Source organism: Bradyrhizobium sp. UFLA05-89, from assembly GCF_059803475.1.
Genome location: NZ_JBANBA010000089.1, coordinates 16109 through 41114 on the forward strand (window position 1 = coordinate 16109; position 25006 = coordinate 41114).

Genomic DNA, 25006 nt, shown 5'->3' on the forward strand with positions numbered 1-25006 from the left:
ATTCGAAGTGATCCTGGTCTCGCGTAAAGTGCGAGTAGTAGTGGGAGAGCGCATCTGCCGATGTCATCGCTCCCCGGATCCATCCTCGGAAAATGTCGTCCTTGAACTCACGCGCAACTTCAAAATGCTCTTCCTCGGGCAAACCTCTGCAGGATTTCGTTGCGATTGCTGCTCAGGTTGTCGCGGACCCGATCCAGGCACGACCGCGATCATTCCGCCTGCACCTGCACCGGCGAGCCCGGGCCGTCGACCATACCGGGCGCGATCACCAGATAGCGGCGCTGGACCTTGTCACCACCGCGCACGAGCTGCCGGATCGGTCCGATCGCAGTGACGACCGCCGCGCCCGCCGGATTGGTCATGAAGCCCTGCAGAGGCTGCAGCGCACCGCCGCCTGACGCCTCGTTCGCCAGCGCCAGCACGTAGGGCTTGCCGGGCTCAAGCCCGGTGACCGAAGCCTCGAGCACTTGCACCAGGCCTTGGTCGGAGAGCGAGACGCTAGTGGGCGCCTGGTCCGGTTTCTGCCCGGGCGGCGCGAGCCACAGCTGCGTCGACATCCCGGCTACGCCGAGTGGCTGCAGGTTCTCCGTTCCCGCACGATCAGGGGTTGCAGGCATCATCGTCATCGCGGCGTTGTCGCTCACGCTCATCATCGAGCTGGCATTTGGCACGTAGACCACCGCCTGCGCCGCCTGTCCGATCGGGCTCGTCGCGATCACCTTGTTCGTCAGCGTATCGATCGCGGCGATGCGGTCCTCGTTCTCGAGACCGACATAGACCCGCGTGCCGTCACCGGACGGCCAGACGCCGTGGGGCAGCTTGCCGACCGGAATGGTTGCCACCTTCGAGAAGTCGTTGGTGCGATAAACCTGGACCTCGTTGAGGCCGCCGATCGTGACATAGGCGAACATGCCGTTGGCGTTGCGCACGATGTTGACGTGGTTTGTGATCGGCCCCGTGTCGATCGTCTTCAAGAGCGCGAATGGCGGCTGGGCATCGAACACCTCGACCTTGCCGGTGTCTTTCAACGTGAACCAAACCTGGGCACCATCCGGTGTGGCGGCAATGTTCGGACAAAACGGACTCGCCTGCGGGACCTTGCCGACGATCTTGTGGTCGGCGACAGTGATAACTGCGGTCTCGGGCGTGAACGACGAGCAGACATAGCCGTACTTCCCGTCCGGCGAAAAGATCGTCATGCCCGGTCCGTTTGCCACAACGATCCGCGTCTTTTCCTGGTAGGTCGTGCCGTCGAGTACCGCGACATAGTTCTCGCCCCGCACCACCACCCAGACTTCATTGCCGTCCGGCGTGAAGAACGCCTCGTGCGGCGAGCGCCCGTGCTTGACGGTGTTGGTTGCGGTATCGATGAAATTCACGGCGTTCGAGCCGATTGCGACCGCGGCAAGTGTGCGATGATCGGGCGAAAAACCCAAGCCGTGCACCAGCAACTGGCCGCGATAGAGTGGGCTGAAGCTCGCCGGCAGCGGATCGCCGAGCCGGATAACGCCGAGCAGCCTGTTGTCGACGGGATCGGTGACCGAGACTGTGTTCGAGAACTGCTCGGCGGCGTAGACGCGATCGCGGTGGCTGATCGGGATATCGGGATTGGAGGCAGCGCCCGGGACTTGTCCGGCATCGGCATGTCGCGTCGCCACGAGAACGATCGATACCAGGAGGCTCCCCAGATAAGCGGCGCGTTTCATGTCACGGCTCCACGCTTCGATCGGAGGGTTGGCGCTGATCGACAGCGAGGCGCATCACCGCGATCTCCTGTTGCTGAGTCACGATGATCTCCTGGGCCAACCGCCTGATCTGCGGATTGCGGCCGTGGCGAAGCACGGCAAGCGCCATGTCGATGGCACCCTGATGATGCGGCACCATCATCGCAACAAAATCGGCATCAACGTCGCCGGTCGGCTTCACCGCCATATCGCCCATCATTCTTTTCATGGCGGTGATGGTCTCGGCCAGGAAGGAAGCTTCTGCACCAACGTCGGAGGTAGGCCTCGCGCAAATCTCCGGATGTGACGCCGGAAGCGATTGGGCGGACGCGAAGAAGATAGTTCCAACGGTGCACACGACCGCGAGCGTGGTCACCGTGAGCATGGCCGAACCGCGAGTGAGCGAATTCATCCCGACCTCCCGAGTTCATTTTCAAATCGTCACGGCGCAAGCCTGGCTCAGTGGCCATTCGGCGAAAACGTCCTTTAGTCACGTTGCCGTCATGTAGAGGGCGGCGCGACGGAGCAGCCACTGCACCGGGCGCGCCGGATCAGCTCTCGCGCGTCATGCGTAATACGACCGGGATCGTGGCAGCGCCTGGTCAGATGCAAAAAAAGTCGGCGAGGATAGCTTCACTGCATCCCTCCCTGCAACACCAAAGCTAGTCCAATTCCTGGCGGTAAGGGGTCACGATTTCGTTTCATGGCACTTTTCGGACGTCGTCGGTCCGAGGAATATTCGGTAGGTCGCCTGTCCCGATAAACTCTATCTCTCGATGTTTGCTGGACGGAAGCTTCGCGCGCTGCCCTTCCCTTTTTGACGATTCGCAGCATCGTTCGAAATCACCTGAAGAAATGCCTGCTCCGCGCGGCTGACGTATCGCTCCTTGTGTCGAAGGGCGACGAAGCGGCGATGCAGAAGAGGAAATTTGACGGGAACGAGGTTGCCTGCCTTGATCGAATTCGCAACCACCAATCTGGATATCACGGTGACCCCGGCGCCAGCCTCGGCCGCGGCGCGAACCGCTTCATTCGATGGGAGCACCAGCGCGACGTTGAGATCCTTGCTCGTTAAGCCAAGGCCGGGCAGCGCGCCCTCGAAGACCGATCGCGTACCTGAGCCTGGCTCGCGCAACACCCAAGGTCCGCGCTTCAATTCCTGCGCCGATCGCGGCGTTCTTGCCGTCCAGGGATGGGTTAGCGGCGCAACAAGGATGAGTTCGTCTTCCGCAACGGGAACCATGACGAGGGTTGGATCATCAATTGCCGCTTCGACCAAGCCGAGATCGGCGCTGCCTTCGCGAACCATGGCTGCGACATTTTCCGAGTTGCCAATCGTCGTGCTGACGATGACGCCGGGATATCGCAACCGATAGCTCTGGATCGCCACAGGCAGCCAATAGTTCGCCACGGTTTGACTCGCAGCCAGCGCCAACGAGCCTTGCGTGAGGTCGGCAAGGTCGGTCAACACCTTCGCGGCGGCGGACGCACGGGCAAGCACCGCCTTTGCTTCCTTCAGGAATAGCCGCCCCGCCTCCGTCAGCGCAATCCTACGACCGATCCGATCGAACAGCTTGGTCGCGTATCGCTCTTCGAGCGCGGCGACTGCGGCGCTCGTCGCCGATTGGGTCAGATTAAGCTGGTGCGCGCCTCGGGTGACGTGCTCGCATTCAGCCACGGCAACAAAAATGCGAAGCTGCTCAAGGGTCATCCGGCAATCCTGTTCCATCACCCAAAACCAACGCTCATTCCGAACAAGCGCGATAGGAAAAAATCTGTCTCGTTCAGCGGTGGCATTTCCGGTGGCCTCGCCGTGCTGGAGTTTAATCGATTTTATCGATTAAAACATCAAAAATTACTCGTTGGATCGATCGCTGGTCATGCGCCATCTTCGCTCGCATCGAAGCCGGACGAAGGAAACCTCGTCCAGGACGGACCAACACCCAGCGAGATTGACCAATGGATACGACCAGGAAGTCCGAAGAAATCAACCAGCCGCGCCGGCGCTTTTTCAGCACTGCAGCTCTGACGATCGCTGCCGCTCAGTTGGCCTTGAACAGCTTTGCCGAGGCGCAACCAAGCAGAGCGGAGCAGGAAGGTGCGCGCGCGATCAAGGCGGGGACCAACACGTCGTTTGGCCCTTTGAAGCAGATCGACGCTGGCCTTCTGAATGTCGGATACGCAGAAGCTGGTCCCGCCGACGGTCCACCGGTCGTTCTCCTGCATGGCTGGCCCTACGACATTCACAGCTTCGTAGATGTCGCGCCATTGCTGGCGCAGGTCGGCAACCGCGTGATCATTCCCTATCTGCGCGGCTATGGCACGACGCGCTTTCTTTCCAGCGAAACGTTCCGGAACGGCCAGCAAGCGGCGGTCGCGACGGATATCATCGCTCTCTTGGACGCGCTCAAGATCGAGAAGGCGACCCTCGCCGGTTTTGATTGGGGAGCGCGGACTGCCAACATCATCGCCGCGCTCTGGCCGGAGCGCTGCAAGGCCATGGTCTCCGTTAGCGGTTATCTGATCGGCAGCCCAAACATGGTGCCGTTGCCGCCAAAGGCCGAGCTCGCATGGTGGTACCAATATTACTTTGCCACGGAAAATGGCCGGGCCGGCTACGACAAATACCGGCACGAATTTGCGAAGCTCATCTGGCAGCACGCTTCGCCCAAATGGGACTTCGACGAAGCCATATTCGATCGCAGCGCAGCGTCCCTGGATAATCCGGATCAAGTCGCCATCGCAGTCCACAATTATCGCTGGCGAATCGGCCTCGCCAAGGGCGAGCCCCAATACGACGATCTGGACAGGCGACTTGCGGAATCTCCCGTCATCACGGTGCCTACCATCACGATGGAGGGCGACGCCAATGGTGCGCCACATCCGGAGCCGAGTTCCTACGCCAAGAAATTTTCGGGCAAGTACCAGCACCGGACTATCAGGGGCGGCATCGGACACAATCTGCCGCAGGAAGCGCCGCAGGCCTTCGCCAAGGCAATCGTCGAGGTCGCCGAGATCTGACCGGCGTAAGAGAGAACCTGCGGAGCGGACACATCCATCCCGCAGGGCATCGTCCCCAAGCACGATGAGCGTGGCCTAATCATTCAATGGTGCGGCGAAGGTCAACCAATCGTTCGCCACATGACCCAACAAATGGAGAATCGAAATGACCGTTCAAAAATCACGACACCCTGTTCTCGTCTTCGCAACAATGGCGCTCGGCATTGCGCTTGCCTCTTCCCCTGCTCTTGCAGCTCACCCAACGCATGCCGCGGCCAAGTCCCTGGAGCGTCCGCACGCTCAGGTTTACGGGTCGAACAGCATGTTTGCGCCGCGGGCGCTTAGGCTGCAGCCTCAAAATCATGTCGATGATCCATGGGCAGAGCTATGGTTGGGATGACGATGGTTGCGGCGGCGAAATTCTCAACAAGTTCGATGGAATAAGACGCGTCGCGATACGTCTCACGCTCATTGCAACACCACGGAGTTCAGAGTGTATTGGCCATCATTTCAGGGCATCCTGACGACGCTCTCCTGCAAGCTTCTGAGACCGGGTCTCGCCACGGCGATCTTCGGTGCGGCTGACGATGGGCTGCGGTGCAGTCTGGTGGATCAAGCCGCTCCGGAATCATTGAGGTCCATTGCTAACGGGATTCGCAGGCGGGCTCGTCCGATCTAACACTGCGATCGTTCCGCCCTACATTCATCATCAGTACCAGCGTCAACTTCGGCGAGGTCAAAAAGCCGACGCCTGCAGATGCATCTAAACGGCAGACAAGGTCTGCCTGCGATCCCAATTTTCCCGAGTCTCAAAGAGACGACGCCGCTTTGGCGATGAATTCTGCAACGACATCGGGCTGAGAAAGCATCGGCACGTGCGAGCTTTCCAGCACGAGGGTCTCGGCACCCATTCGCTTCGCGGAATCGCGCTCGACTCCAGGAGGAATGGTCTCGTCTTGGGCTGCGACGATGTACCAGTTTGGTTTGGAGCGCCAAGCTGCCTCGGTGACCTTGTCGCCGAAGCACTTCACGGCCAGCGGGCCTTGGGTCGCGTACACGATATCGGCCTCGTCCGACGGAATGTCCTGTACAAAGTGCTTGCGAACCCCCTCGGGAGTCAATGCGACATAGCCTTCGCCGTAAGGCTTGATTTCGGCTGCGCCCGGCGCGGGCGTATAGTCCTTCCACCAATCAGCGAACGACTGACCGCTATCTGGCGCGCCAGCCGCGACATAGACAAGACCCTTCACCTGAGCATGGTTGCCGGCTTCCGTAATGACGGCGCCGCCCCAGGAGTGACCGACCAGGATAACCGGACCTTCCTGCATCCCGATGACTCGGTGAGCAGCAGTGACATCGTCAGCCAAGGAGCTGAGAGGATTTTGAACGGCGATCGCCTTCAGCCCGCGCTTCGTGAGCAACGGAATGACCTTTGCCCAACAAGAACCGTCGGCAAAAGCGCCATGCACAAGAACGATGTTTTTGATTGCCATGATACTACTCCTCCGCGTTGACCGTCATTTCCAAAGCATGCCGACCAATGTGGCGGTCGTGTACCGGCACTATCGAACAGCAGCGAGCATTCGGGCAGTTAAAAAAAGTAAAACGTCGCAGGCCTGGTTCAGGCCGCCTAGTCCGGGCGGCAGGCTTGGCAATGTCCGAGTCATTCGCGGCTGAAGCGATCCAGCAACCTAATTCGGTCACGTCCGCTGTGCCGCCGAAAGCGGAAGTAAGCTGGCATTCGCCAAGCGCGCATCAATCTGCATTGGCTACGCGCCAATGAGCTCCGCGCCTTAGACAGGCGGCTGGAGCTCCGCGAAGACTTTCTTCAGTCTCGGCGCCGCAAAGTCGAGGAAAGCACGGACCTTGATCGGCAGAAACCGGTTGGCTGCGTACACGAGATTAACCGGCAGCGGTGCCGGCTGGTATTCGTCGAGCAAGCTCGTGAGGGCTCCGCGTTCAAGCGCGGTCTGGAAGTGATAGGTGAAGGCGGAGGTAATTCCGATGCCGGCGCACGCGGCGTCGCAGGCGGCCTCGGCGCTGCCGACCACGAGCCGCGCATGCACGGGCACCGCGACCGCCACTTTGTCCTTGAAGAATGTCCAAACATCAGGGGACATGAAGCCTGCATAAGTGATGCAGTCATGCCCGGCGAGATGGTCCGGCGTGCGCGGTGTTCCGTGCGCTGCGAGATAGGCGGGACTGGCGCAAACCATGCGACGCATCGTACCCAGGCGCACCGCCATCAGGCTGCTGTCGGGAAGAGTGCCGATGCGGAGCCCGATGTCGATCTGCTCCTGAAACAGACTCTGCACGCGATCTGCGAGGAGAAGACTGGCCTTGATATCGGGGTAGGCCTTGAGGAAATCCGCCAGGATCGGGATGAGGTAAGCGCGGCCAAGTCCGACCGGAGCTGTCAAGATCAGCTCTCCGGTCGGAGCAGAATATTCGCCGGAGGCGGCGCGCTCGGCCTCGGTCACATCCGCCAGAATGCGCTTACAGGCAGCAAAATAGGAGCTGCCCGCGTCGGTCAAGACCAGTTTGCGGCTCGACCGGTTGAACAGCTTCGTCCGCAGATGGGACTCGAGCTCGGAGACCTTGCGGCTGACCGTTGGCAATGGCGTTTTCAATTGCCGCGCCGCGGCCGACAGGCTGCCGGTTTCGACCACGGCCAGGAAGGTCGACATCGCGTCCAGACGGTCCATCGGCTCCTCTTCCATATTTTGGAAGGATAGCTCTCGATTTTGCCAGATGGCGTCAGATTTCGGAAGGCCTTAGGTGTGGACGGCATAACGGAGAACGTCCATGAGCACCACCAACAAAGGCACCGCCCTCATCACCGGCGCATCGGCAGGCATCGGCGCTATCTACGCCGACCGTCTGGCCAAGCGTGGTTACGACCTGATCCTGGTCGCCCGCGACAAGACTCGTCTCGCCGGCCTGGCGCAACGCTTGAGAAACTCGACCGGCCGCTCCGTCGACACCGTCGCAGCCGACCTCAACGACAAGGCGGATCTCGCCAAGGTCGAGGCGATCCTGCGCGCGAATGCGGACATCACGCTCCTGGTCAACAATGCCGGCGTCGGAGCCACGGCACCGCTACTCAACGCCGATATCGAAAAGATGGACGACATGATCCGTCTCAATGTCGGTGCGCTAACCCGATTGACCTATGCAGCGGCTCCGGGCTTCGTCACGCGCGGCAAGGGCACGATCATCAACATCTCGTCGATCGTCGCGATCTCTCCGGAAACGCTCAATGGCGTTTACGGTGGCAGCAAAGCCTACGTGCTGGCTTTCTCGCTCTCGTTGCACCACGAACTCACCGAGAAAGGCGTGCGCGTCCAGGCCGTGCTGCCTGGCGCGACTGCGACAGACTTCTGGGACGCCGCCGGCGTGCCGCTCCACCATCTCCCTGCCGCGATCGTGATGTCCGCCGGTGACATGGTCGACGCCGCATTGACCGGTCTTGACCAGGGCGAGGTCGTCACCATTCCGTCTCTCGCCGACAAGGTCGACTGGGACAGCTACGAGACCGCGCGCCGCATGATGTCCGGCAAGCTCTCAAGCGCGGTCCCGGCTCCCCGATACAACGTCGGCGCCACCACCCCCACGTCGAAGGCTGCTGTCACATCGACGCACTGACCCAACGCCCACCGTAACCAGGAAGTAGAACCAAAGGAGATGCACCCATGAAACGTCTAGTCTTGTTTGCCGCCCTTTCGGCCGCCATCGCAAACGGAGCCGATGTGGCTGCGGCTGCCGAGCTTCCGACTTATGAAAGGGCGGGCTTTCCGATCACCGCGCTCCAGATTTCCATTCTGGGCTCCGCACACGTTCAGGAGACCCCCTCCGTCCCCACGCTGACGCTGCGTGGCATGCCTGCCTCTCCCAATCAGATCGCGGTCTTGACGGCGGGTAAAGGGAGCAAGCCGCAAAGCCCACAACAGAGAGCCGAGGCGACGCGCTAGAGCCCGCCGGATCGGAGGGCAACCAGGGATCGGGAGAGGGCCGTGCAGTTTGATTTCGAAATGCCGGCGATCGCGCTCGAGGATTGGAAAGGAAAGCCATGAACGAGCTATTGGCGAAAGTTCTGGATGCGCATGGCGGCCTTAAGCGCTGGCGCAGCTACGACAAGGTTGAGGCCACCATTGTCAGTGGCGGCGGCTTCTTTCCCTTGAAAGGCGTACTACAGGATGCAAATCCGCGCCGCATGACCGTATGGCTGCACGAGGAGCGATCGTCAGTCGCCCCTTATGGGGCGGCGGATCAGCGGACCATGTTCACTCCCGATCGCATCGCCATCGAGAAGCTCGATGGTGCAGTCGTTGCCGAGCGGCGCATGCCCAGGGATTCCTTTGCCGGGCACCAGATGCATACGCCCTGGGACGCTCTGCACCGTGCCTATTTCAACGGCGAAGCGCTGTGGACCTACCTCGCCACACCCTTTGCCTTTGCAATGGACGGCTTCCACGTCGAGGAGACTGTGCCCTGGCAAGAGAGGGAGGAGACATGGCGAGTGCTGCGTGTCCATTTTCCGGGCTCGATCGAGACGCATTGCCAAGTTCAGGATTTCTTCTTCGACGAAAAATTCGAGCTTCGCCGCCACGACTACAGCGTCAATATCGCCGGCGGCTTTCCCGCCGCACAGCTGATGCTGGAATATACTGAGGCGGGCGGCATTCGCCTGCCGAGCAAGCGTCGCGCATACACGCGCGGTCCCGACCGGCGCCCGATCCTGGATATGCTGATGGTGTCAATCGACATTAGCGAGGTCGCCTTCTCTTAGGCTGCTCTTAAGCAATCTCGGCCGACCCGGATGTCACGCGCTTTTTATCTCTTCGTTACCTCCTGAGGGGCTTCAACGTCGGCGCCAGGGACACCAAGTCTCCACAAGAAATGATGGCCATAATTCAATAGGAGCATGCTATGGGTGAGGTTATTCGATTTGTTTCAAAATCCGAGCGCGAGCGTATCCGCCTCATTCGAGAAGCTCGTGCGATATATGAAAGCGTCTTCCCGTCAGATGCTCCCGACAGCGAGCAGGGCGACCAAAGGCCGGCGGTTCACGCGATCAGTGGCGGGGATCTGCTGTCGTGATCAAGATCATTGCCGTGCTTTGCAGCCTGTCCTCTCCGACAAACTGTTACGAGCAGACCGTCACCACCTCGGACTTCGCTAACGTCTCCGTGCAGTCGTGCCTGATGGGGGCACCGCAGCTTGCCGACTGGATGAAGGAGCATCCGGCCGAGCGCCTTGCCGGATGGCGGTGTGTGATCGGCAAACAGGGAGGCCGGGGAGCTTAGGGTGAAAAGGCGGATCACGTCTCATAACGGATGTGATCGATGCACCGGCCTACGCATTCGCTAAGATTTGCTGAGATTTACATTGCTTCACTCGCGTCGACGTTCCTTGTCGGATACCAATTTGCCTCGCGGAGACAGACAGCTTCGCAACTGCTTGGCCTCGGCGCCCCCGTCCCTTCGCCGTGGCTCGCCGCGGCCGGTCCTTCCCCTCCCGAGGACCGGCCGCCCCCTTCGCAAGGCCTGGATAGGTGACCGCGCCGGATCGGAGAGAGGCACGGCGGCTCGTTGGATCGGGGAAGTCCCGATCGCCGAGCACAAACCGGACGGAGATTTTGCTCCATGACCCATGATCATTTCTTTTCCGCCGCGCTTGCTCGCTTACACACCGAACGGCGCTACCGCGTGTTTGCCGATCTCGAGCGCACCGCCGGGCGTTTCCCGTATGCGATATGGCATTCCCCGGACGGCCCACGCCCGGTCGTGATCTGGTGCTCGAACGACTACCTCGGCATGGGCCAGCATCCTAAGGTAATCGGCGCCATGGTCGAGACCGCGACCCGCATGGGTGCTGGCGCGGGCGGCACCCGCAACATTTCCGGTACCAGCCATCCGCTGGTCGAGCTCGAGCGGGAACTCGCCGACCTGCACGGCAAGGAAGCGGCGCTGGTCTTCACCTCGGGGTACGTCTCCAACGAGACCGGCATCCCGACGATCGCCAAGCTGCTTCCAAACTGCGTAATCCTGTCGGACGCCTGGAACCACAATTCGATGATCGAGGGCGTGCGGCGTGCCGGGGTGGAAAAGAAGATCTGGCGCCACAACGACATCGGTCATCTCGAAGAATTGCTTGCGGCGGAGGCACCTGAGCGGCCGAAGCTGATCGTATTCGAGGCGCTCTACTCGATGGACGGCGACGTCGCACCGGTGAGCCGCATCTGCGATCTCGCGGAGCGCTATGGCGCCATGACCTATATCGATGAGGTCCATTCGGCTGGCATGTACGGTCAGCGCGGTGCCGGCATCGCCGCGAGGGAAGGGGCCTTGCATCGCATCGACGTGGTCGAGGGCACGCTGGCGAAGGCCTTCGGCTGCCTCGGCGGTTACATCGCGGCGAGCGCCGACATCATCGATGCGGTGCGCTCCTATGCGCCGGGATTCATCTTCACCACCGCGCTGCCGCCGGCGGTCTGCGCCGCTGCTACCGCTGCAATCCGGCACCTCAAGACGTCGCAATGGGAACGCGACCGCCATCAGGACCGTGCCGCGCGGGTCAAGGCTGTGCTCAACGCAGCAGGTCTGCCGGTAATGCCAAGTGAGACACACATCGTGCCTGTCATGGTGGGTGATCCGAAGAAGTGCAAGGAAGCGAGCGACCTCCTGCTCGCCGAGCACGACATCTATGCGCAACCGATCAACTATCCGACCGTTCCGCGTGGTACCGAACGGCTGCGCATCACGCCGACGCCCTACCATGATGACGCACTGATCGATGCGCTCGCTGAAGCGCTGGTCGATGTATGGGAACACCTTGGCTTGCCGCTGCGACACCGCGCGCTCGCGGCGGAGTGACTCCCCATCGGGAATTTCGCGAAATGTCTGGGCTCAGCGCCTCAATTTCGCTGCGCGGTCCACTAGCCCGAGCATCGCGCGTTTCCTGAATAGCCACTCCACGTCCCGCGGCCAGAATTGCCCGAGAGCCTGCCCGCGCCGGAGGCGAATTTATCCTGAACGGTCACCGACGCCCGGACTATGCCGGAACGCGCCACGTAGCCTCTGAACCCGACTAGATTCGGATGTGTCACTATTCCATCCGTGATGTTGACCGTGAAATCATAGGTCGCGTCACAAGCGCCTCTTTGCGTCACGAAAATGATGTCCCAGGATCCGTCGTATGCGGAGCGGGCTTGAGCGACGGAGACGAAGGCGACAAGGCAGCCCGCGGCTGCCACACAGGTGAAAAGTTTTTTCATTGTTTGCTCCAAGTTGTCATCGCCCACATGGTGGGCCGCATCGTATCGCGGCAGGTCCGAGTCGGATCAAAAGCGCTTGTCTGAAAGCCGGCCAAGTCTCGGGTGGGCAGACCTAAACTTAGGTGTGCTCTTCTGAGCCATTGGGCTGTACGCGATCGACCTCTGTGCAATGGCTTGCTTCTCCTCTCGTGCCTACGCTCCGGGTGTTAATCGCCCGATCCATCGAGCGGCAAATCGAGGAGTCACAGCGATGAGAATCATGGACGCAACCGCATTGTCAGGTTGGGCTCGCAGGACGGCTGAGTCAGCCTCCGACCTCGCCAGCGTCGTTCGCAACCTGATTCTGGACGTGCGCGACAGTTACCGGCCCGAGCTGCACTACATGCGCGGCCCTGGTCCGAAATGGCGCGCCAAGCATCAGCCCTGGCTGAAATTCGATCCTCTAGCAGTCCCGCCAGGCGGGCAGCACCACGTGTCGCTGTAGGTACGCCGCCGCGACGCGGCCCCGCCCGACTCGATAGTCAGGCCGAGGTTACGGTATCATGCTCATCTCGCGGGCCGAATCCTCGGAGCGCCTCCGCATCTCCGATCCAATCTCCGCTCGCGCTCGTTGGGCGGAAATCCGAGGTTGGATGCTGCTCATTGGCGCGGCTCTTTGCATCGCATTGGTGGCTATGCTGAGCGGTTCGGCGCATGCCGGCGAAGACCGCAAATTGCCAATGAAGTTTAGCTGGGTCGCCTGCCAGCCGAATTGCCGGGGCTGGATCAGCGCTGTCGGCATCGTGACCTCCGCCAGTCCAAGAGATTTCGATGAATTCGCGCGCGGCCGACAGCTCGGCGGCGTGGCCATCGTGCTGGTTTCCAGCGGCGGTTCGGTCAACGACTCGATGGCGCTTGGTCGGCGCTGGCGCAGTCTCGGGGCGCTGACCACCGTCGGCGTCAGCGTTCAGACCAACACCGCGCAGAGCGATCCTGTCAACATGACGCCCGTGGCCTATTGCGAGTCGATGTGCGTGTTCCTGCTTCTGTCGGGCAAGACGCGTTACGTGCCAGAGACTGCCCATGTTCGCGTGCATCAGATATGGATGGGCGACCGCGCCAACGACGCCAGGGCCGCGAGCTACAGCGCAGATGATCTAACAATCGTGGAACGCGATATCGGGCGTCTCGCCAAATACACCTTCGAGATGGGTGGCGCGGGCGACCTGTTGTCGCTTTCGTTGAACGTGCCGCCCTGGGAGGATCTGCATGAGCTGTCACGGGACGAGTTGCGACTGATCAATCTCGTCAACACCAATATGGTTGACCAGCCGGTCAGCCCCAGCGCCGCGGCGGTCGAATTCAAGCCCAAGCCAGTGCAAGAGCGCTTCACAAGCGGTGCCGTTGCGACTGAAACATATTCGGAGGCGGCGAAATCGATCAACTCGGCTGAACCCGCCGGGCGGATGGGCGGCGTGAGGGCGGCAGCTGTCGTGCCCTGGCAAGAGTAGCACGCAGCCCGCAAACCCTAGTGAATCTTGATCACTTCCAGAGGAAGTCGCAACTCTGCGGCCCGCTCGTCGCGATCCTTTTTCCGGTGTGAGCCGCTTCAAGAAGGCGGTCACGTGGCGTCGTTCCTGGTTGATCGCGTTCCGTCATATTTTGCCCCGTCTCCTTATACCTAACCTAAGTCATGAGGTCGGGCCCGCAAAGGCTCAGTGACGTAAGATTACGGATTTATGACGGCGATCAGAGGAAATCCTTGCCCTGTGCAGGGCTTCGTTCGCGGTCCGTTCGGTGGGATCATCCCCTTGAGGACTCGAGGAAGCTTCGCCGGGAGAGAGACTGCGGGCCTGGCGAGTTCGGAAGTGTTGGGCGGCGGTGCGCGATAATAAGGGCCCAGCGCGGCGGTGTTGGAGACTCTGGGGGCGGCGTCATCTCTTGCTACCGCAATCAGCGAGCCTCCCGGCACATTCAAACTGCACTCCGACGACGGGCATCGCGAATTTCAGTCCTCGAATGGGACGTCAGAAGTTTTTCGACGCAATCGGTGCAGACCGAACATCGCCCGGACCCGTTAGCAAGGATCGTGGGATCCGCAAAAAACGCCCTTGCTGATGCTCTGCGCTGTTTGGGCTCCTGCGCTCAGAACCGCTCGAAGCCGAACGACGAGTTCGCAAGCTCGCTTGCCGTCCACGGCGATACTGTTGAGGATCTCTCGCACTTCTTCCAGATCCGGCGGTTGAACGCGCAACCATCGTGACCCAGCCTGTGCACCCATGACCATCGCCGCGATCGCGTCGATGATCTCGTGCAGCTCTGCATCAAAGGGCCGCGCGATATTCGCCGGTGTCTGCAAGGGTGTTTCGTCTTCGGCGCTTACCCTTTCCTCTAACGGGATGTCGCGTTGGACTATTGGTTGTGTGATAGTCATCGGCGTGCTCCGAAGTTTAGTCCTTGAACTGCCATTGGACGTCAGGTTGCGGTCGTTGCCTTGCTTGCGATCGCCTGCAATGCGGCAGCCATGGCGTTGACGGTCGTATCGTTTGCACCGTCCACGCCATGGTGGTGCGCAAGAAACGCTGGATCGTTGTAAGACAACCACGTGGTGCCCGATGCGTCCTGCCAGACCAGGGTCTTCAGCGGCAGATCTATGCCGATCATCTGATTCGACTGCATCAGCGGTGTGCCGGTCTTTGCATGGCCGAAGATCAAGAGTTCCGTGGGCCGCAGCGGGAGCCCCGCGGCGGTCGCGCCCGCGGCGTGATCAATATGGGCAAAGACGGTCATTCCCCTGGCGCGGACCTCGGCCTCGAACCGATTCATCGTTTCCTCGGGTCCGTTGCGACTTTCGATCGTAATCAATCCATTTGTGGTCATGGCTTTGCGGCCCAGAGAATGTTCGATGACTGACCCTATCCTCACGGACTGCATTTCTCCTTGAGCCAGTTCTGAAAAGTCCTGAAAAGCACTGTGCGGGAACCGCAGATTGTCCGGCAAAGCCGTCCGAAATGGCCTTAAAATGCCCGAAAGGAGTACAGATGCGAGGCCAGGACCGACAGCCCGTTTACAGGTCGGGCGCTTGGGAAATCGATCTCGCTCGCCGCGAGATGCGGCTGAACGGCGTTCCGGCTGACCTTGGGAGTCGGGCGTTTGAAATCCTTGAGACGCTGGTCCAGTCGGCGGGCGAGCTGATCGATAAGTACGATTTGATGAATCGTGTGTGGCCCGGAGCAGCGGTTGAGGAAAATACGCTGCAAGCTCAAATCTCCGCCATACGCAAAGCGTTGGGTCCCGACCGGGGACTCCTGAAAACGATCGCGGGTCGCGGCTACCGATTGCTGGGAGATTGGGTCATTCAGCAGGAGGCCGTCGCCGCGGTGGGCATGCCGACTACCGAACCAATTCAAAGCCATGTAACAAATCTCACGGCCCCAACCAATGCATTGATCGGCAGAGCGGCTGCCGAAATCCAGCTATCGGAGCTCCTTTCGACCTATCGAATGGTCACCATGACGGGACCAGGGGGTATCGGAAAGAGTGTCCTCGCGCATGCGGTTGCGCGCAGCCTGCTCGCGACTTTCGGAGGCGATGGTCTGCTCGTGGAACTGGCCTCGCTATCGGACCCCGCGATGGTGCCGCTCGTGGTCGCGGCAGTTCTAGGCCTCACGCAACGTGGCGACGAGGTTTCCGTCGAAACGATCACGCGTGAAATTGGTACAAAGAAACTTCTGTTGGTGCTGGATAATTGCGAGCATCTCATCGAAGGGGCTGCGAGGCTGGCGGAAGCGCTCGTACGTTCCTGTCCAAATACAACGATACTGGCGACGAGCCGCGAGGTACTGCGCATCGATGGCGAGTACGTCTATCGCGTTCCTCCACTCGATATTCCGGGACAAGAGAAAGGTGGAGATCGGGATGTCCTCGGATATAGCGCAGTGCAGCTTCTGGTGGCGAGGACAAAGGCGTTGAATGCCGACTTCTCGCCGAGCGCGGAAAATCTTCAACTAGTCGCGTCGATTTCTCGTCAGCTCGATGGCATCCCACTTGCCATCGAATTCGCGGCGGCCCGCATCGCGACGCTTGGATTGCAGCAGGTCGCGGCGCGCCTGCACGATCGCTTCAATCTCCTGACCAGCGGCTTTCGAACGGCACTGCCGCGGCATCAGACTCTGCTCGCGACCCTCGACTGGAGTTATGAGTTGCTTTCGGAGACCGAGGCCCGAGTGCTACGCCACCTCGCGGTATTCAATGGCAATTTTTCCCTCGATGCTGCTGCCGCGGTGACGGCAGATATGGACGCGACGGCCGCAGACATGCTGGCTGGACTGGTCGTTAAGTCGCTCGTCGCCGCAGACTTTCAAGCCGGGGACGATCACTATCGTCTCCTGGACACGACGCGCGCCTACGCGCTCGAGAAACTGCGGGCTGTGGGCGAGTATCGGGAAGCCGCACGTCGTCATGCGGAATATTTCCGGGCTGCCCTCCTTCGGGCCGAAGCCGAGAGTAATTCCTTGCCGCAAGCCGATTGGCAGAAACGCTACGGCCGATATCTCGGCAATGTCCGTGCGGGCCTCGACTGGGCATTCTCTGCGGACGGCGATTTGCAGGTCGGCGCTGCGTTGACTGCCGCGGCAGTACCTTTATGGGTCCACCTGTCACTGTTCGGCGAATGTCGCGAGCGTACCGAATTGGCGCTCGCGCGGCTGGATGATGGCGCTACCGGCGCAACACGCCTGCGCATGCAGCTCTCGGCGGCGTTAGGCTGGTCGCTGACCTACAGCCAGGGACGTGCGAGAGAGACGGGTCCGGCCCTGGCGAACACCCTCGAATTGGCGGAACGGCTCGACGACAAGGACTATCGCCTGCGTGCGCTGTGGGGCCTGTGTGTCGATCAGTTCAACAATGGCGAATTTCTCAAGGCGCTCGAATTCGCTCAGCGCTTCACCAGGGCGGCAGAGGACACGGCCGATCCGACCGACTCGATGCTGGGCGATCGCCTTCTCGCCGTCTCGCTGCACTTTCTCGGAAACCAGAAGGATGCCCGCAATCACATCGATCGAGTGGATGTGTCTCTCGATCGCCTGGTAGGAAGGCCCAGGATTTTCCCCCTCGATCTTCGCATCTCGACGCACTATTTCCGTGCCCGCATCCTGTGGCTGCAGGGTTTTGCGGGTCAGGCGCTACGGCTTGTCGAGCGCAACATCGAGGAGGGGCGCGCGAACGGCCACGCCTTGACTTTCTGTAGTGTGCTGGGACAGGCCGCGTGCCCGATCGCTTTTTGGGCCGGCGATCTCGACGCGGCGGAGCACTACGGTGACGTGTTGTTCGAGCACACCGAACGCCACGCGATACGACTATGGCGGCTTTGGGCTGGTTGTTTCAGGGGGATGGTCATGGCGAAACGGGGTAACGTCGACGCCGGACTGGCGCTCTTGCGCAGTGAAATCGGTCGTGCGGGTGACGCCAGGCTCCTGCCGCGCTTCCTGCTTCCGCTGGGCGAGCTCGCGGTCTGTCTCGGTGAAGCAAATGAAATCGATAACGGACTTGCAGCGGTCGATGAAGCCTTGGCGCGCTGCAAAGCCAGGCACGAAGAGTGGTACGTCCCGGAGTTGTTGCGCATCAAAGGCGAACTGATCCTGAAGGGGTCACCACACCGATCCGCCTCGTCAGCAGAAGCATACTTCTCCGACGCGCTCCATCTGGCAAGGCAGCAGGGCGCGCTCTTCTGGGAGTTGCGAAATGCAGTTAGCCTCGCGCGTCTCTGCGCTGCACAGGACAGGAAGGCCGAGGCGAGGCAAATCATTGCACAGGTATGCGAGACGCGCGGAGACAGCCTCCAGATTGCCGACGCTCGCGAGGCAAGAGCGCTGCTTGATGGACTTGATACCAAGTAACGATCGGGCAACGTCGGGTTCGAGGTTTTCCGCCAAGCCTCGGCAAAACTCGCCCGACATGGAGCGGTTGTGCCGGCAAGCTAGACGGGCGCATTCGCGCTGTCAGGCGCTTCGTGGGGAATGGGAGACCAGCAGCTCTTGGGGGAAAGCGGACACTAGGCCGGACCCGCAAGCTGGCATTCTCAGATCACGGGACTGATAGCGCTCTCAAAGGAGAGTCAGCGTTGTTGTCCATCCGCAACGGCGTCACTCAACAAGAACCTTTGTAGCACCGGCACTCGTTTCGAAAGCAACAGGCCGCGACCGTTCGCCGCATTCGATTGCAATTCGGTTGGACAGGGGCGTGTGATGGCGGCTTGAGCATGATCAGGCAAAGCACAGCCGTTTTGGGAAAGACGTCGAACCTGTTGAGCGGGTAGAACGTGCGCCGAACGCTCAACGAAATGCCCCTCAACGGTGAGGACAGATCCATGGGCAGCAAGCCAATCCTGCGCGATCGTTCGCAGAACAATCACCCAGACAGGTCCCAGCCACAGCAAAGCGATATCCCGATCGGCGAGTGTCCGCATGCCGATGCGGAAATGACACGCGTGCTCAAGATGGTGCCACTGCGCATGGCTTCAGACCCATCCAGCGGCGTGATCACCTTCTGGAGGCATGATCCCCTGCACGACGTCGTCCGGCCCATGGCCGACCACGTCATCATGACGTTCCCTGCCGAGCCGGTGAAGTTCGAGCGCCGTGACGGTAGAGCGTTTGTGCACGGAATGACGCGTCCCGGGGCCGTGACGGTCATTCCGGCCGGTTCAACTTCACGATGGGACATCTACCAGCCTTTGAGTGTCCTTCAGCTCTATCTTCCGCAGACAACGCTCAATCGCGTTGCCCACGAAGCCGGCACAACCGCGCCCGGCGACCTTGTCGAGCGAACTGCACATCCTGACCCCATCACATCCCGCCTGCTCCTGAGCGCGGCCGACGCCCTGGAAGGCTGTGCAGCGCTGGATACGCTGTTCAGACACCAGCTGACGGATCTTCTGGCTACGCGCCTGCTCACGGCGTACGGCGGCTCACCCGCAACGATCCAGCCGGTCATGGGCGGACTGTCGCCCAAGGTGCTGGGTCGCGCTCTCGAACGCCTGCGTTCGGACAGCGATGCGGACCTATCGCTTGCCGCGCTGGCTTCGGATGCAGGCTTGTCGCGCTTCCACTTCTGCCGCGCTTTCAAGGAAAGTACCGGGCTGTCGCCGCATGCCTGGCTGCGCCAGCACCGGCTCGAGCAAGCCAAGAGCATGCTGCGTGACACCGACGTGTCGGTGGTCTCGGTCGCAGTAGCGCTCGGCTATTCCTCCCAGACCGCCTTCGCCGCAGCGTTCAGAAAGCTGACCGGTGAAACGCCGAGCGACTGGCGAAGACGCATGCGGTGAACACCTTTTTGCGCCGACGCTGGGCTGGTGAATGGCAAAGGCGAGGTGCTTACAAAAAGGAACAAGAGATGAAAACATTTCTCAGCATCGGAGCGGGCCCGGGAATGGGCTTCGCGACCGCCGAACGCTTTGCCAGAGAGGGTTTCCAAGTGGTTTTGGCCGCTCGAAACGTCGCTAAGACACAGGAGTTGACAGAAAGACTAATAAACAGGGGGTACAAGGCCAACGCTCGCAAAGCGGACGCAGGCGATCCGAGGAGCGTCGCGGAACTGATCGCTGAGGTTCAGCAGCAGCACGGCTCAATCGACGTCTTGCACTACAATGCCGCATCCGCGCGCAAGGCGACCCTCTCTGAACAGTCGCGCGACAGCTTCAACAGTGATCTTGCCGTGAACATCGGAGGGGCGCTTGTCGCTGCTCAGGCGGTCGCTCCGAAGATGGGGGAGCAGGGGTCCGGTGCGATCCTGTTGACGGGAGGTGGCTTCGCGCTCGCTCCCAGCCCGGACTATCTCTCGGTCAGCATCGGCAAGGCCGGGATTCGTGCTTTGGCTCGCGGACTTTTCGAATCGTTCCGAGAAAAGGGAATTCACGTCGCGACGGTGACCGTCTGTACCTTTGTTTCCCCGGACTCGCAGGAGGCCTCATCGGTGGCCGAACAGTTTTGGCAGCTGTACAGCCAGCCGAAGGACTCCTGGACCGTCGAAGCGAGCTACCCCCCTGCGAGCGCATGACAGGAAGGCGATTCCAGGTGTTGCGACATCACCACTAAGGCCTGCCGGCAAGAGGCCAACACATCGCGACGTAGGATCACGCGAGAGCGGTCGCACAAGCCGGGATCATGCGGGCAACCCCGCGTTCCGAAGGCCCTCCAACACAAGCGTCGAGTTTGTTTGGCCGCCCCGGGCGATCCAAGCCGATATCGTGAAGTCGGGATCGACTTCGAGCAACTGCGCCGCCGCCTCGCGAGCTTCAGCGTCACGCCCGAGATGGGCTAAAGCGGACGTGAGGCAACAGTGAGCCCCCGAAAAGGAGGGGCACTGACGAAGGGCTCTCTTCCCTGCGGCGATAGCCTCGTCAAAGCGACGCAGCTCAATCAGGGCCTGCCCCATACCAGCAAGCATCAGGTGCAGCCGCGGGTCTACTGGGCTCATGCGAATGGCCCGTTCAAAGCTGGGAATCGCTTCCTCGGGCAACCCTGCAATCCTATAGACTTGGCCTCTGCAGCTCCATGCCACAAATGAATTTGGGTTGAGTACAACCGCGCGGTCAGCCATTTCAATTTCACTTTCTCGATCGCCGACCATGTAGGCCGATGTCACCGCGGCCACTGCCACCACATCCGGATCATCATCGTTGATGCTCAATGCCAAGCGAAGCAGCCGAATTGCTTCCTCCCGGTCGAATTGAGCATCGACCGCATAGCCCAAAAGGACGTTTTGCATGTGACCGGCACCTGCGAGGGCCGCGGCCAGGCTGCACCCAGGGTCCAGCTCCAAAGCGCGATGAGCCAATCTTATCGCCTCTGCCAACCCTTCACGGGTCGTCAGGTAGAATTGCGACATCGCTCGCAGATAAAAATCATAGGCGGTGAGGTTTTCCGGTCGCCGCCGCGCCGCCATTGCAATTTCTGTCTGTAGCAATTTTGGCTGAATGGCCGAGACAACGGCGACGGTCACTTCGTCCTGCAGAGCGAAAACGTCGGTCAGGTCACGCTCGAACCTGTCGGCCCATAGGTGCGCGCCCGTCACAGCATCAATCAACTGGCCTGTGATGCGAACCTTCCCTGCCGCCTTGCGTACCGACCCCTCAAGGGTGTAGCGCACGCCGAGCCTGCGTCCGACCTCCTTTATGTCGACGGCTTGGCCCTTGAAGGTGAAGCTCGAATTGCGGGCGATTACGAACAACCATTTGAAACGCGACAGCTCTGTGATGATTTCCTCAACCATCCCATCGGCAAAATACTCCTGCTCCGGATCTCCGGACATGTTCTCGAACGGAAGCACTGCAACGGAAGGCCTGTCGGGCAGTGGAGGCGCGCTCTCAGCCTCGACAGCACGCGCTGGAGCAGCCTCACTCGTTTCAATCGACGCACCCACCTGATAGGCCCTGATTGGCTCTTGAATGTTCTTTACCTGTTGAACGCCGAGGTCCGTAAAGGTGATCGGCAGGACCTTGCGTACCTGTTCATATGTCGCACCGGAGATGCACGCCGCTCCGGGCCTTGCAATGGACTGCATCCGAGCGGCGATGTTCACGCCGTCTCCAAACAAGTCGCCAGCCCGGACCATCACGTCGCCAATGTGAACCCCCATGCGGAAGGCGATGCGGCTATCAGGCGAGAGGCTTGCGTTGATCTCTGCCAGGGCGGCCTGCGCATCCACGGCACACTGGACGGCATCCACCGCACTCCGAAATTCGGCGAGCACACTGTCACCCGCCGTGTTGGCTATGCGGCCCCTGTGCTCCTCAATGAGTCTATCGAGGATCGCCCGTCGCTCGGTGAGTCCCTTGAGCGTCCCGACCTCATCGACACCCATGAGCCGGCTGTAGCCCTCCACGTCTGCTGCGAAGACAGCCACAAGCCTCCTGGTGATGTCTGAAAGGTCTGACATACGGGGCCCCAATGCCACCTGTAGGGGCAGTCTGGGGTGGCGAACGCACGTCCGTCAAGCGGCCGTAGTGATCCAAGCGTGCGACATGTGCTTGCGGTGCGCCTCACAGGCTCCCGGTCGCAACCGGACGGCATAGCCGCTTGCCCGCCTAGCGGAGGCGCATGCGTTAGCAGCAATCGCTCTATAGCGACGGCAATCGCTCTGGCGCAGTCGCAGGTCAAGTTCGATAGACCATCTCGGTGACAGACCAGCAATGAGCGTGTCACCGGTCTCTGAACACCTCTCCAACATTGACCGCGCTTCCCACGCGGGAAGCGCGGTCCGCCTAGGATCAAACGCCAAGATCAAACGCAGGAGTTTTCAAGGATGAACGAGATGATCCGCAATACCCAGGACGAGACAAACATGAGCCTGAATATCACCTCACACCCCGGTGGACCGGCGCCCGACGAGTTGGTTCCGTCGCGCTACGCGCTCAAGGTCGGCGAGATTGACGTACTGGTGGTCAGCGATGGGGTGCTAACGCTGCCGGGCGCGATGTTGGCCCACAACGCCGAGCCGGCCGTCCGGGCAGCCTGGCTAAAGGACAATTTCCTGCCGCCGGACGCGTTCGATTGGGCGCTGAACGTGGTCCTGGTGCGTAGCGGCGGCCGGACCATTCTCGTCGACGCCGGGATGGGGGTGGAGTTCCCATTGCCGAGGGCCGGGCAATTGGTCCACCGATTGGAGGCCGCTGGGATCGATCTTTCGTCCGTGACTGACGTGGTGCTCACCCACATGCACATGGACCATGTTGGCGGGCTGCTCATCGAAGGCGTGAAGGAGAGGCTGCGTCCGGACCTGCGGATCCATGTGGCCGCCGCCGAGGTGAAGTTCTGGGAATCGCCCGATTTTTCCCGCGTCTCCATGCCGCCGGGTTTCCCGGACGCGCTTCGGAAGACGGCCAAGCGGTTCTTGAACGAATACCGCAGCAAATTTCACACGTTCGAGGCGGAGTACGAGGTGGCGCCGGGAGTCGTCGTCTGTCGCACCGGCGGCCACACCCCCGGGCACAGCGTGGTCCGCCTGGCGTCCGGCGGCGACCGGCTGACGTTCGCCGGCGACCTCGTGTTCACGGTCGGATTCGAACACCCCGACTGGTACAACGGCTTCGAACATGACCCCGAGGAGGCGGCCCGCGTTCGTATCAGTCTGTTGCGGGAGCTGGCGGCGAACCGCGAGCTGCTGGTGGCCACTCACATGCCGTTCCCGTCCGTCGGCCATGTCGCGGTCGCTGGCGACGCCTTTCGTTGGGTACCGGCCACCTGGGACTACTGACCGCTTGCAGGGCTAGGGCCGGGCTACCAACTCAGAAGCCAAGCGCATCTAACGACAATGGAGGATCAAACATGAAGATCGTCGTGATCGGCGGCACCGGCCTGATCGGCTCGAAGACCGTCGCCATTCTGCGCCAGGGCGGCCACGAGGTCCTGGCCGCCTCGCCTCAAAGCGGTGTCAACACCATCACCGGCGAGGGGCTCAAGCAGGCCATGGCAGGCACACAGGTGGTGATCGACCTCGCCAATTCGCCCTCATTCGAAGACAAGGCAGTGCTGGAGTTCTTCGAGACCTCTGGCCGTAACCTGCTCGCAGCAGAATCCGCAGCGGGCGTCAGGCACCATGTCGCACTATCGATCGTCGCAACCGACCGGACAGACAATGGCTATTTCCGCGCCAAGGTCGCCCAGGAGAATCTGATCAAGTCATCCGGCGTCCCATACACGATCGTCCGCGCAACCCAGTTCATGGAATTTCTCCGCGGTATCGCCGATTCAAGTTCGGATGGAAACAAGGTCAGGCTCCCGCCGATCCTGTTCCAGCCGATCGCGGCGGACGACGTTGCTGCCAATGTTGCCGACGTGGCACTCGCGCCGCCGCGAAGCGGTATCGTGGAGATCGCCGGCCCGGAGCGAGCGCCGTTCAACGAAATCATTGCCCGCTACCTGAAGGCGGTTGGCGATCCGCGCGAGGTCCTGAGCGATCCCGAGGCCCGATACTGGGGCGGCCGGGTCGACGAGCACTCGCTAGTGCCATTGGGCGAGGCGCGCCTCGGCCGCATCGGTTTGGACGAATGGGTCCGCCGCTCACAGGCAGCAGCCTGATGCCGCATCGCAACTACAGCATGATCCGGAAAAATGCGCAGCGGTTTTCCCTCGCGACAAACGCGGAACGTGTTTGCGCGGAGATCATGCTCAAACAACAAACTAAAGCGCGATGACGATTCATCCCATCTCATCGCGCCTTAGGCCCGCTCTGCTACGAGCGGGCCTCGGGCGACGAACGAAAGAGGCGACTATGACAAACAAACTCGTTGCGTTGGCTCTGCTGTGCTTCATGACCGGCACTGCGGTTGCTGAGGAGGCTAAGGTCACGCCACTCATGTCCAAGGATCTTCCGGAAAGCCCCGGCAGGGAAGCCCTGATGATCACGGTCGAGCATGCGCCCGGCGGATCAAGCGCTGTTCACCGACACAATGCCCATGCGTTTGTTTACGTGCTGGAGGGCTCCGTCGTGATGCAAGTGAAGGGTGGACAACCGGTAACATTGACACCAGGACAGAGCTTCTATGAAGGCCCTGGCGACGTTCACGTCGTCGACCGGAACGCAAGCGACACAAAGCCAGCGAAATTCCTGGTGGTTTTGATCAAGGACAAGGGCGCGCCGGCGCTCGTGCCTGCACAGTAGTCGGCGGCGCATCATGATATTGGGTGTGACCTTGGCGACGTTCACGATGGTCCATGTGATCATCAGCCTGATTGCAATCGTGGCAGGCCTGGTCGTGATGTTCGGGATGCAGGGCATGCAGGAGAAGTTCGTGGTCGGTCCGATGATCAACAGGACGGGCTACAACAAGGTGGTCGAGCTGGTGGAGAGCGCGAGGAGGAGCGGAGCCAAGGTGGTGCTTGGCGGCAGGGCTCACGCCAAGGGTGGCCTGTTCTATGAGCCGACCATTCTCAGCGGAGTGGATGATGGCATGAGGGTGGCCCGGACCGAGACCTTCGGGCCCATCTTCCCCATCTACCGCTTCGAAACAGAGGAAGAAGTGGTGAAG

26 protein-coding genes are annotated in these 25006 nt (G+C 61.0%); 17 read left to right on the top strand and 9 right to left on the bottom strand.

Annotation, left to right across the window (positions count from 1 at the left end; genetic code table 11):
- Positions 1-209: 209 nt before the first annotated feature.
- The 3 genes from SO139_RS33425 to SO139_RS33435 all read right to left on the bottom strand — a co-directional run bounded on the left by SO139_RS33425 (position 210) and on the right by SO139_RS33435 (position 3435).
- Entirely contained in the window at positions 210-1706 is a 1497-nt protein-coding gene (locus SO139_RS33425) for a YncE family protein (protein ID WP_498541300.1), read from the bottom strand.
- A 1-nt stretch (position 1707) separates the two neighbouring features.
- The gene (locus tag SO139_RS33430) at positions 1708-2136 is read right to left on the bottom strand and encodes a DUF305 domain-containing protein (RefSeq protein WP_449379680.1); all 429 of its coding nucleotides are present in this window, start codon (positions 2134-2136) and stop codon (positions 1708-1710) included.
- Between the two features lie 354 nt (positions 2137-2490).
- Positions 2491-3435, bottom strand: coding sequence for a LysR family transcriptional regulator (locus tag SO139_RS33435; RefSeq protein ID WP_474799207.1), 945 nt, complete (start codon positions 3433-3435; stop codon positions 2491-2493).
- Here SO139_RS33435 and SO139_RS33440 point away from each other — a divergent pair.
- Positions 3349-3753 carry a hypothetical protein gene (locus SO139_RS33440; RefSeq protein WP_498541304.1) on the top strand — a complete coding sequence of 135 codons (405 nt, stop codon included), beginning with the start codon at positions 3349-3351 and terminating at the stop codon, positions 3751-3753. The genes SO139_RS33435 and SO139_RS33440 overlap by 87 nt on opposite strands.
- Positions 3684-4745, top strand: a complete 1062-nt coding sequence (locus SO139_RS33445; protein WP_449379682.1) for an alpha/beta fold hydrolase — start codon at positions 3684-3686, stop codon at positions 4743-4745. Before SO139_RS33440 ends, SO139_RS33445 begins: the two co-directional genes overlap by 70 nt.
- Positions 4746-5533: 788 nt before the next feature.
- On the opposite strand, the gene SO139_RS33450 is transcribed toward SO139_RS33445, so the two are convergent.
- Together SO139_RS33450 and SO139_RS33455 are read right to left on the bottom strand one after the other, a co-directional pair.
- A complete protein-coding gene (locus tag SO139_RS33450; protein ID WP_498541301.1) occupies positions 5534-6217 on the bottom strand; it encodes an alpha/beta hydrolase in 684 nt (227 codons plus the stop codon).
- 300 nt (positions 6218-6517) lie between these two features.
- On the bottom strand, positions 6518-7429 hold the full coding sequence (locus tag SO139_RS33455; RefSeq protein ID WP_449379728.1) for a LysR family transcriptional regulator: 912 nt from the start codon (positions 7427-7429) through the stop codon (positions 6518-6520).
- Positions 7430-7529: 100 nt separating this feature from the next.
- Here SO139_RS33455 and SO139_RS33460 point away from each other — a divergent pair, with 100 nt between their 5' ends.
- The 6 genes from SO139_RS33460 (at position 7530) to hemA (ending at position 11599) form a co-directional block, all read left to right on the top strand.
- Complete coding sequence (locus tag SO139_RS33460) at positions 7530-8369, top strand: SDR family NAD(P)-dependent oxidoreductase (RefSeq protein WP_474799203.1); 840 nt, start codon at positions 7530-7532, stop codon at positions 8367-8369.
- Positions 8370-8416: 47 nt separating this feature from the next.
- Entirely contained in the window at positions 8417-8695 is a 279-nt protein-coding gene (locus tag SO139_RS33465) for a hypothetical protein (RefSeq protein WP_449379685.1), read from the top strand.
- Positions 8696-8793: 98 nt separating this feature from the next.
- The gene (locus SO139_RS33470; RefSeq protein ID WP_474799201.1) at positions 8794-9513 is read left to right on the top strand and encodes a hypothetical protein; all 720 of its coding nucleotides are present in this window, start codon (positions 8794-8796) and stop codon (positions 9511-9513) included.
- A gap of 140 nt (positions 9514-9653) precedes the next feature.
- A complete protein-coding gene (locus tag SO139_RS33475; protein WP_474799199.1) occupies positions 9654-9824 on the top strand; it encodes a hypothetical protein in 171 nt (56 codons plus the stop codon).
- Positions 9821-10030, top strand: coding sequence for a hypothetical protein (locus tag SO139_RS33480; RefSeq protein ID WP_449379688.1), 210 nt, complete (start codon positions 9821-9823; stop codon positions 10028-10030). Before SO139_RS33475 ends, SO139_RS33480 begins: the two co-directional genes overlap by 4 nt.
- Positions 10031-10369: 339 nt before the next feature.
- Positions 10370-11599: a 5-aminolevulinate synthase gene (gene hemA, locus SO139_RS33485; RefSeq protein ID WP_474799197.1), complete on the top strand. Its 1230-nt coding sequence runs from the start codon at positions 10370-10372 to the stop codon at positions 11597-11599.
- Positions 11600-11661: 62 nt separating this feature from the next.
- Here hemA and SO139_RS33490 read toward each other — a convergent pair whose 3' ends face one another.
- A complete protein-coding gene (locus SO139_RS33490; RefSeq protein ID WP_474799195.1) occupies positions 11662-12000 on the bottom strand; it encodes a hypothetical protein in 339 nt (112 codons plus the stop codon).
- Between the two features lie 250 nt (positions 12001-12250).
- Here SO139_RS33490 and SO139_RS33495 point away from each other — a divergent pair, with 250 nt between their 5' ends.
- Complete coding sequence (locus SO139_RS33495; RefSeq protein WP_449379690.1) at positions 12251-12484, top strand: hypothetical protein; 234 nt, start codon at positions 12251-12253, stop codon at positions 12482-12484.
- Between the two features lie 235 nt (positions 12485-12719).
- Positions 12720-13490: a COG3904 family protein gene (locus tag SO139_RS33500; protein WP_449379691.1), complete on the top strand. Its 771-nt coding sequence runs from the start codon at positions 12720-12722 to the stop codon at positions 13488-13490.
- 566 nt (positions 13491-14056) lie between these two features.
- On the opposite strand, the gene SO139_RS33505 is transcribed toward SO139_RS33500, so the two are convergent.
- Positions 14057-14413, bottom strand: coding sequence for a hypothetical protein (locus tag SO139_RS33505; RefSeq protein WP_449379693.1), 357 nt, complete (start codon positions 14411-14413; stop codon positions 14057-14059).
- Positions 14414-14454: 41 nt separating this feature from the next.
- Positions 14455-14979: a DUF302 domain-containing protein gene (locus SO139_RS33510; protein WP_449379694.1), complete on the bottom strand. Its 525-nt coding sequence runs from the start codon at positions 14977-14979 to the stop codon at positions 14455-14457.
- A gap of 41 nt (positions 14980-15020) precedes the next feature.
- On the opposite strand from SO139_RS33510, the gene SO139_RS33515 reads away from it, so the two are divergent.
- The 3 genes from SO139_RS33515 to SO139_RS33525 all read left to right on the top strand — a co-directional run bounded on the left by SO139_RS33515 (position 15021) and on the right by SO139_RS33525 (position 20034).
- Positions 15021-17876 (top strand): ATP-binding protein, encoded by a 2856-nt coding sequence (locus SO139_RS33515; RefSeq protein WP_449379695.1) that lies wholly within the window; start codon positions 15021-15023, stop codon positions 17874-17876.
- 599 nt (positions 17877-18475) lie between these two features.
- Entirely contained in the window at positions 18476-19303 is an 828-nt protein-coding gene (locus tag SO139_RS33520) for a helix-turn-helix transcriptional regulator (protein ID WP_498541303.1), read from the top strand.
- Positions 19304-19371: 68 nt separating this feature from the next.
- A complete protein-coding gene (locus SO139_RS33525; RefSeq protein WP_449379696.1) occupies positions 19372-20034 on the top strand; it encodes an SDR family NAD(P)-dependent oxidoreductase in 663 nt (220 codons plus the stop codon).
- A gap of 105 nt (positions 20035-20139) precedes the next feature.
- Here SO139_RS33525 and SO139_RS33530 read toward each other — a convergent pair whose 3' ends face one another.
- The gene (locus SO139_RS33530) at positions 20140-21915 is read right to left on the bottom strand and encodes an adenylate/guanylate cyclase domain-containing protein (protein WP_474799187.1); all 1776 of its coding nucleotides are present in this window, start codon (positions 21913-21915) and stop codon (positions 20140-20142) included.
- Between the two features lie 366 nt (positions 21916-22281).
- Between SO139_RS33530 and SO139_RS33535 the strand changes: the two genes are divergently transcribed.
- The 4 genes from SO139_RS33535 to SO139_RS33550 form a co-directional block, all read left to right on the top strand.
- Entirely contained in the window at positions 22282-23232 is a 951-nt protein-coding gene (locus tag SO139_RS33535) for an MBL fold metallo-hydrolase (protein ID WP_449379699.1), read from the top strand.
- 71 nt (positions 23233-23303) lie between these two features.
- Complete coding sequence (locus SO139_RS33540) at positions 23304-24056, top strand: SDR family oxidoreductase (RefSeq protein WP_449379700.1); 753 nt, start codon at positions 23304-23306, stop codon at positions 24054-24056.
- A 193-nt stretch (positions 24057-24249) separates the two neighbouring features.
- Positions 24250-24639: a cupin domain-containing protein gene (locus tag SO139_RS33545; protein ID WP_449379701.1), complete on the top strand. Its 390-nt coding sequence runs from the start codon at positions 24250-24252 to the stop codon at positions 24637-24639.
- 25 nt (positions 24640-24664) lie between these two features.
- A partial coding sequence (locus SO139_RS33550; RefSeq protein ID WP_498541302.1) for an aldehyde dehydrogenase family protein occupies positions 24665-25006 on the top strand: 342 nt, incomplete at its 3' end.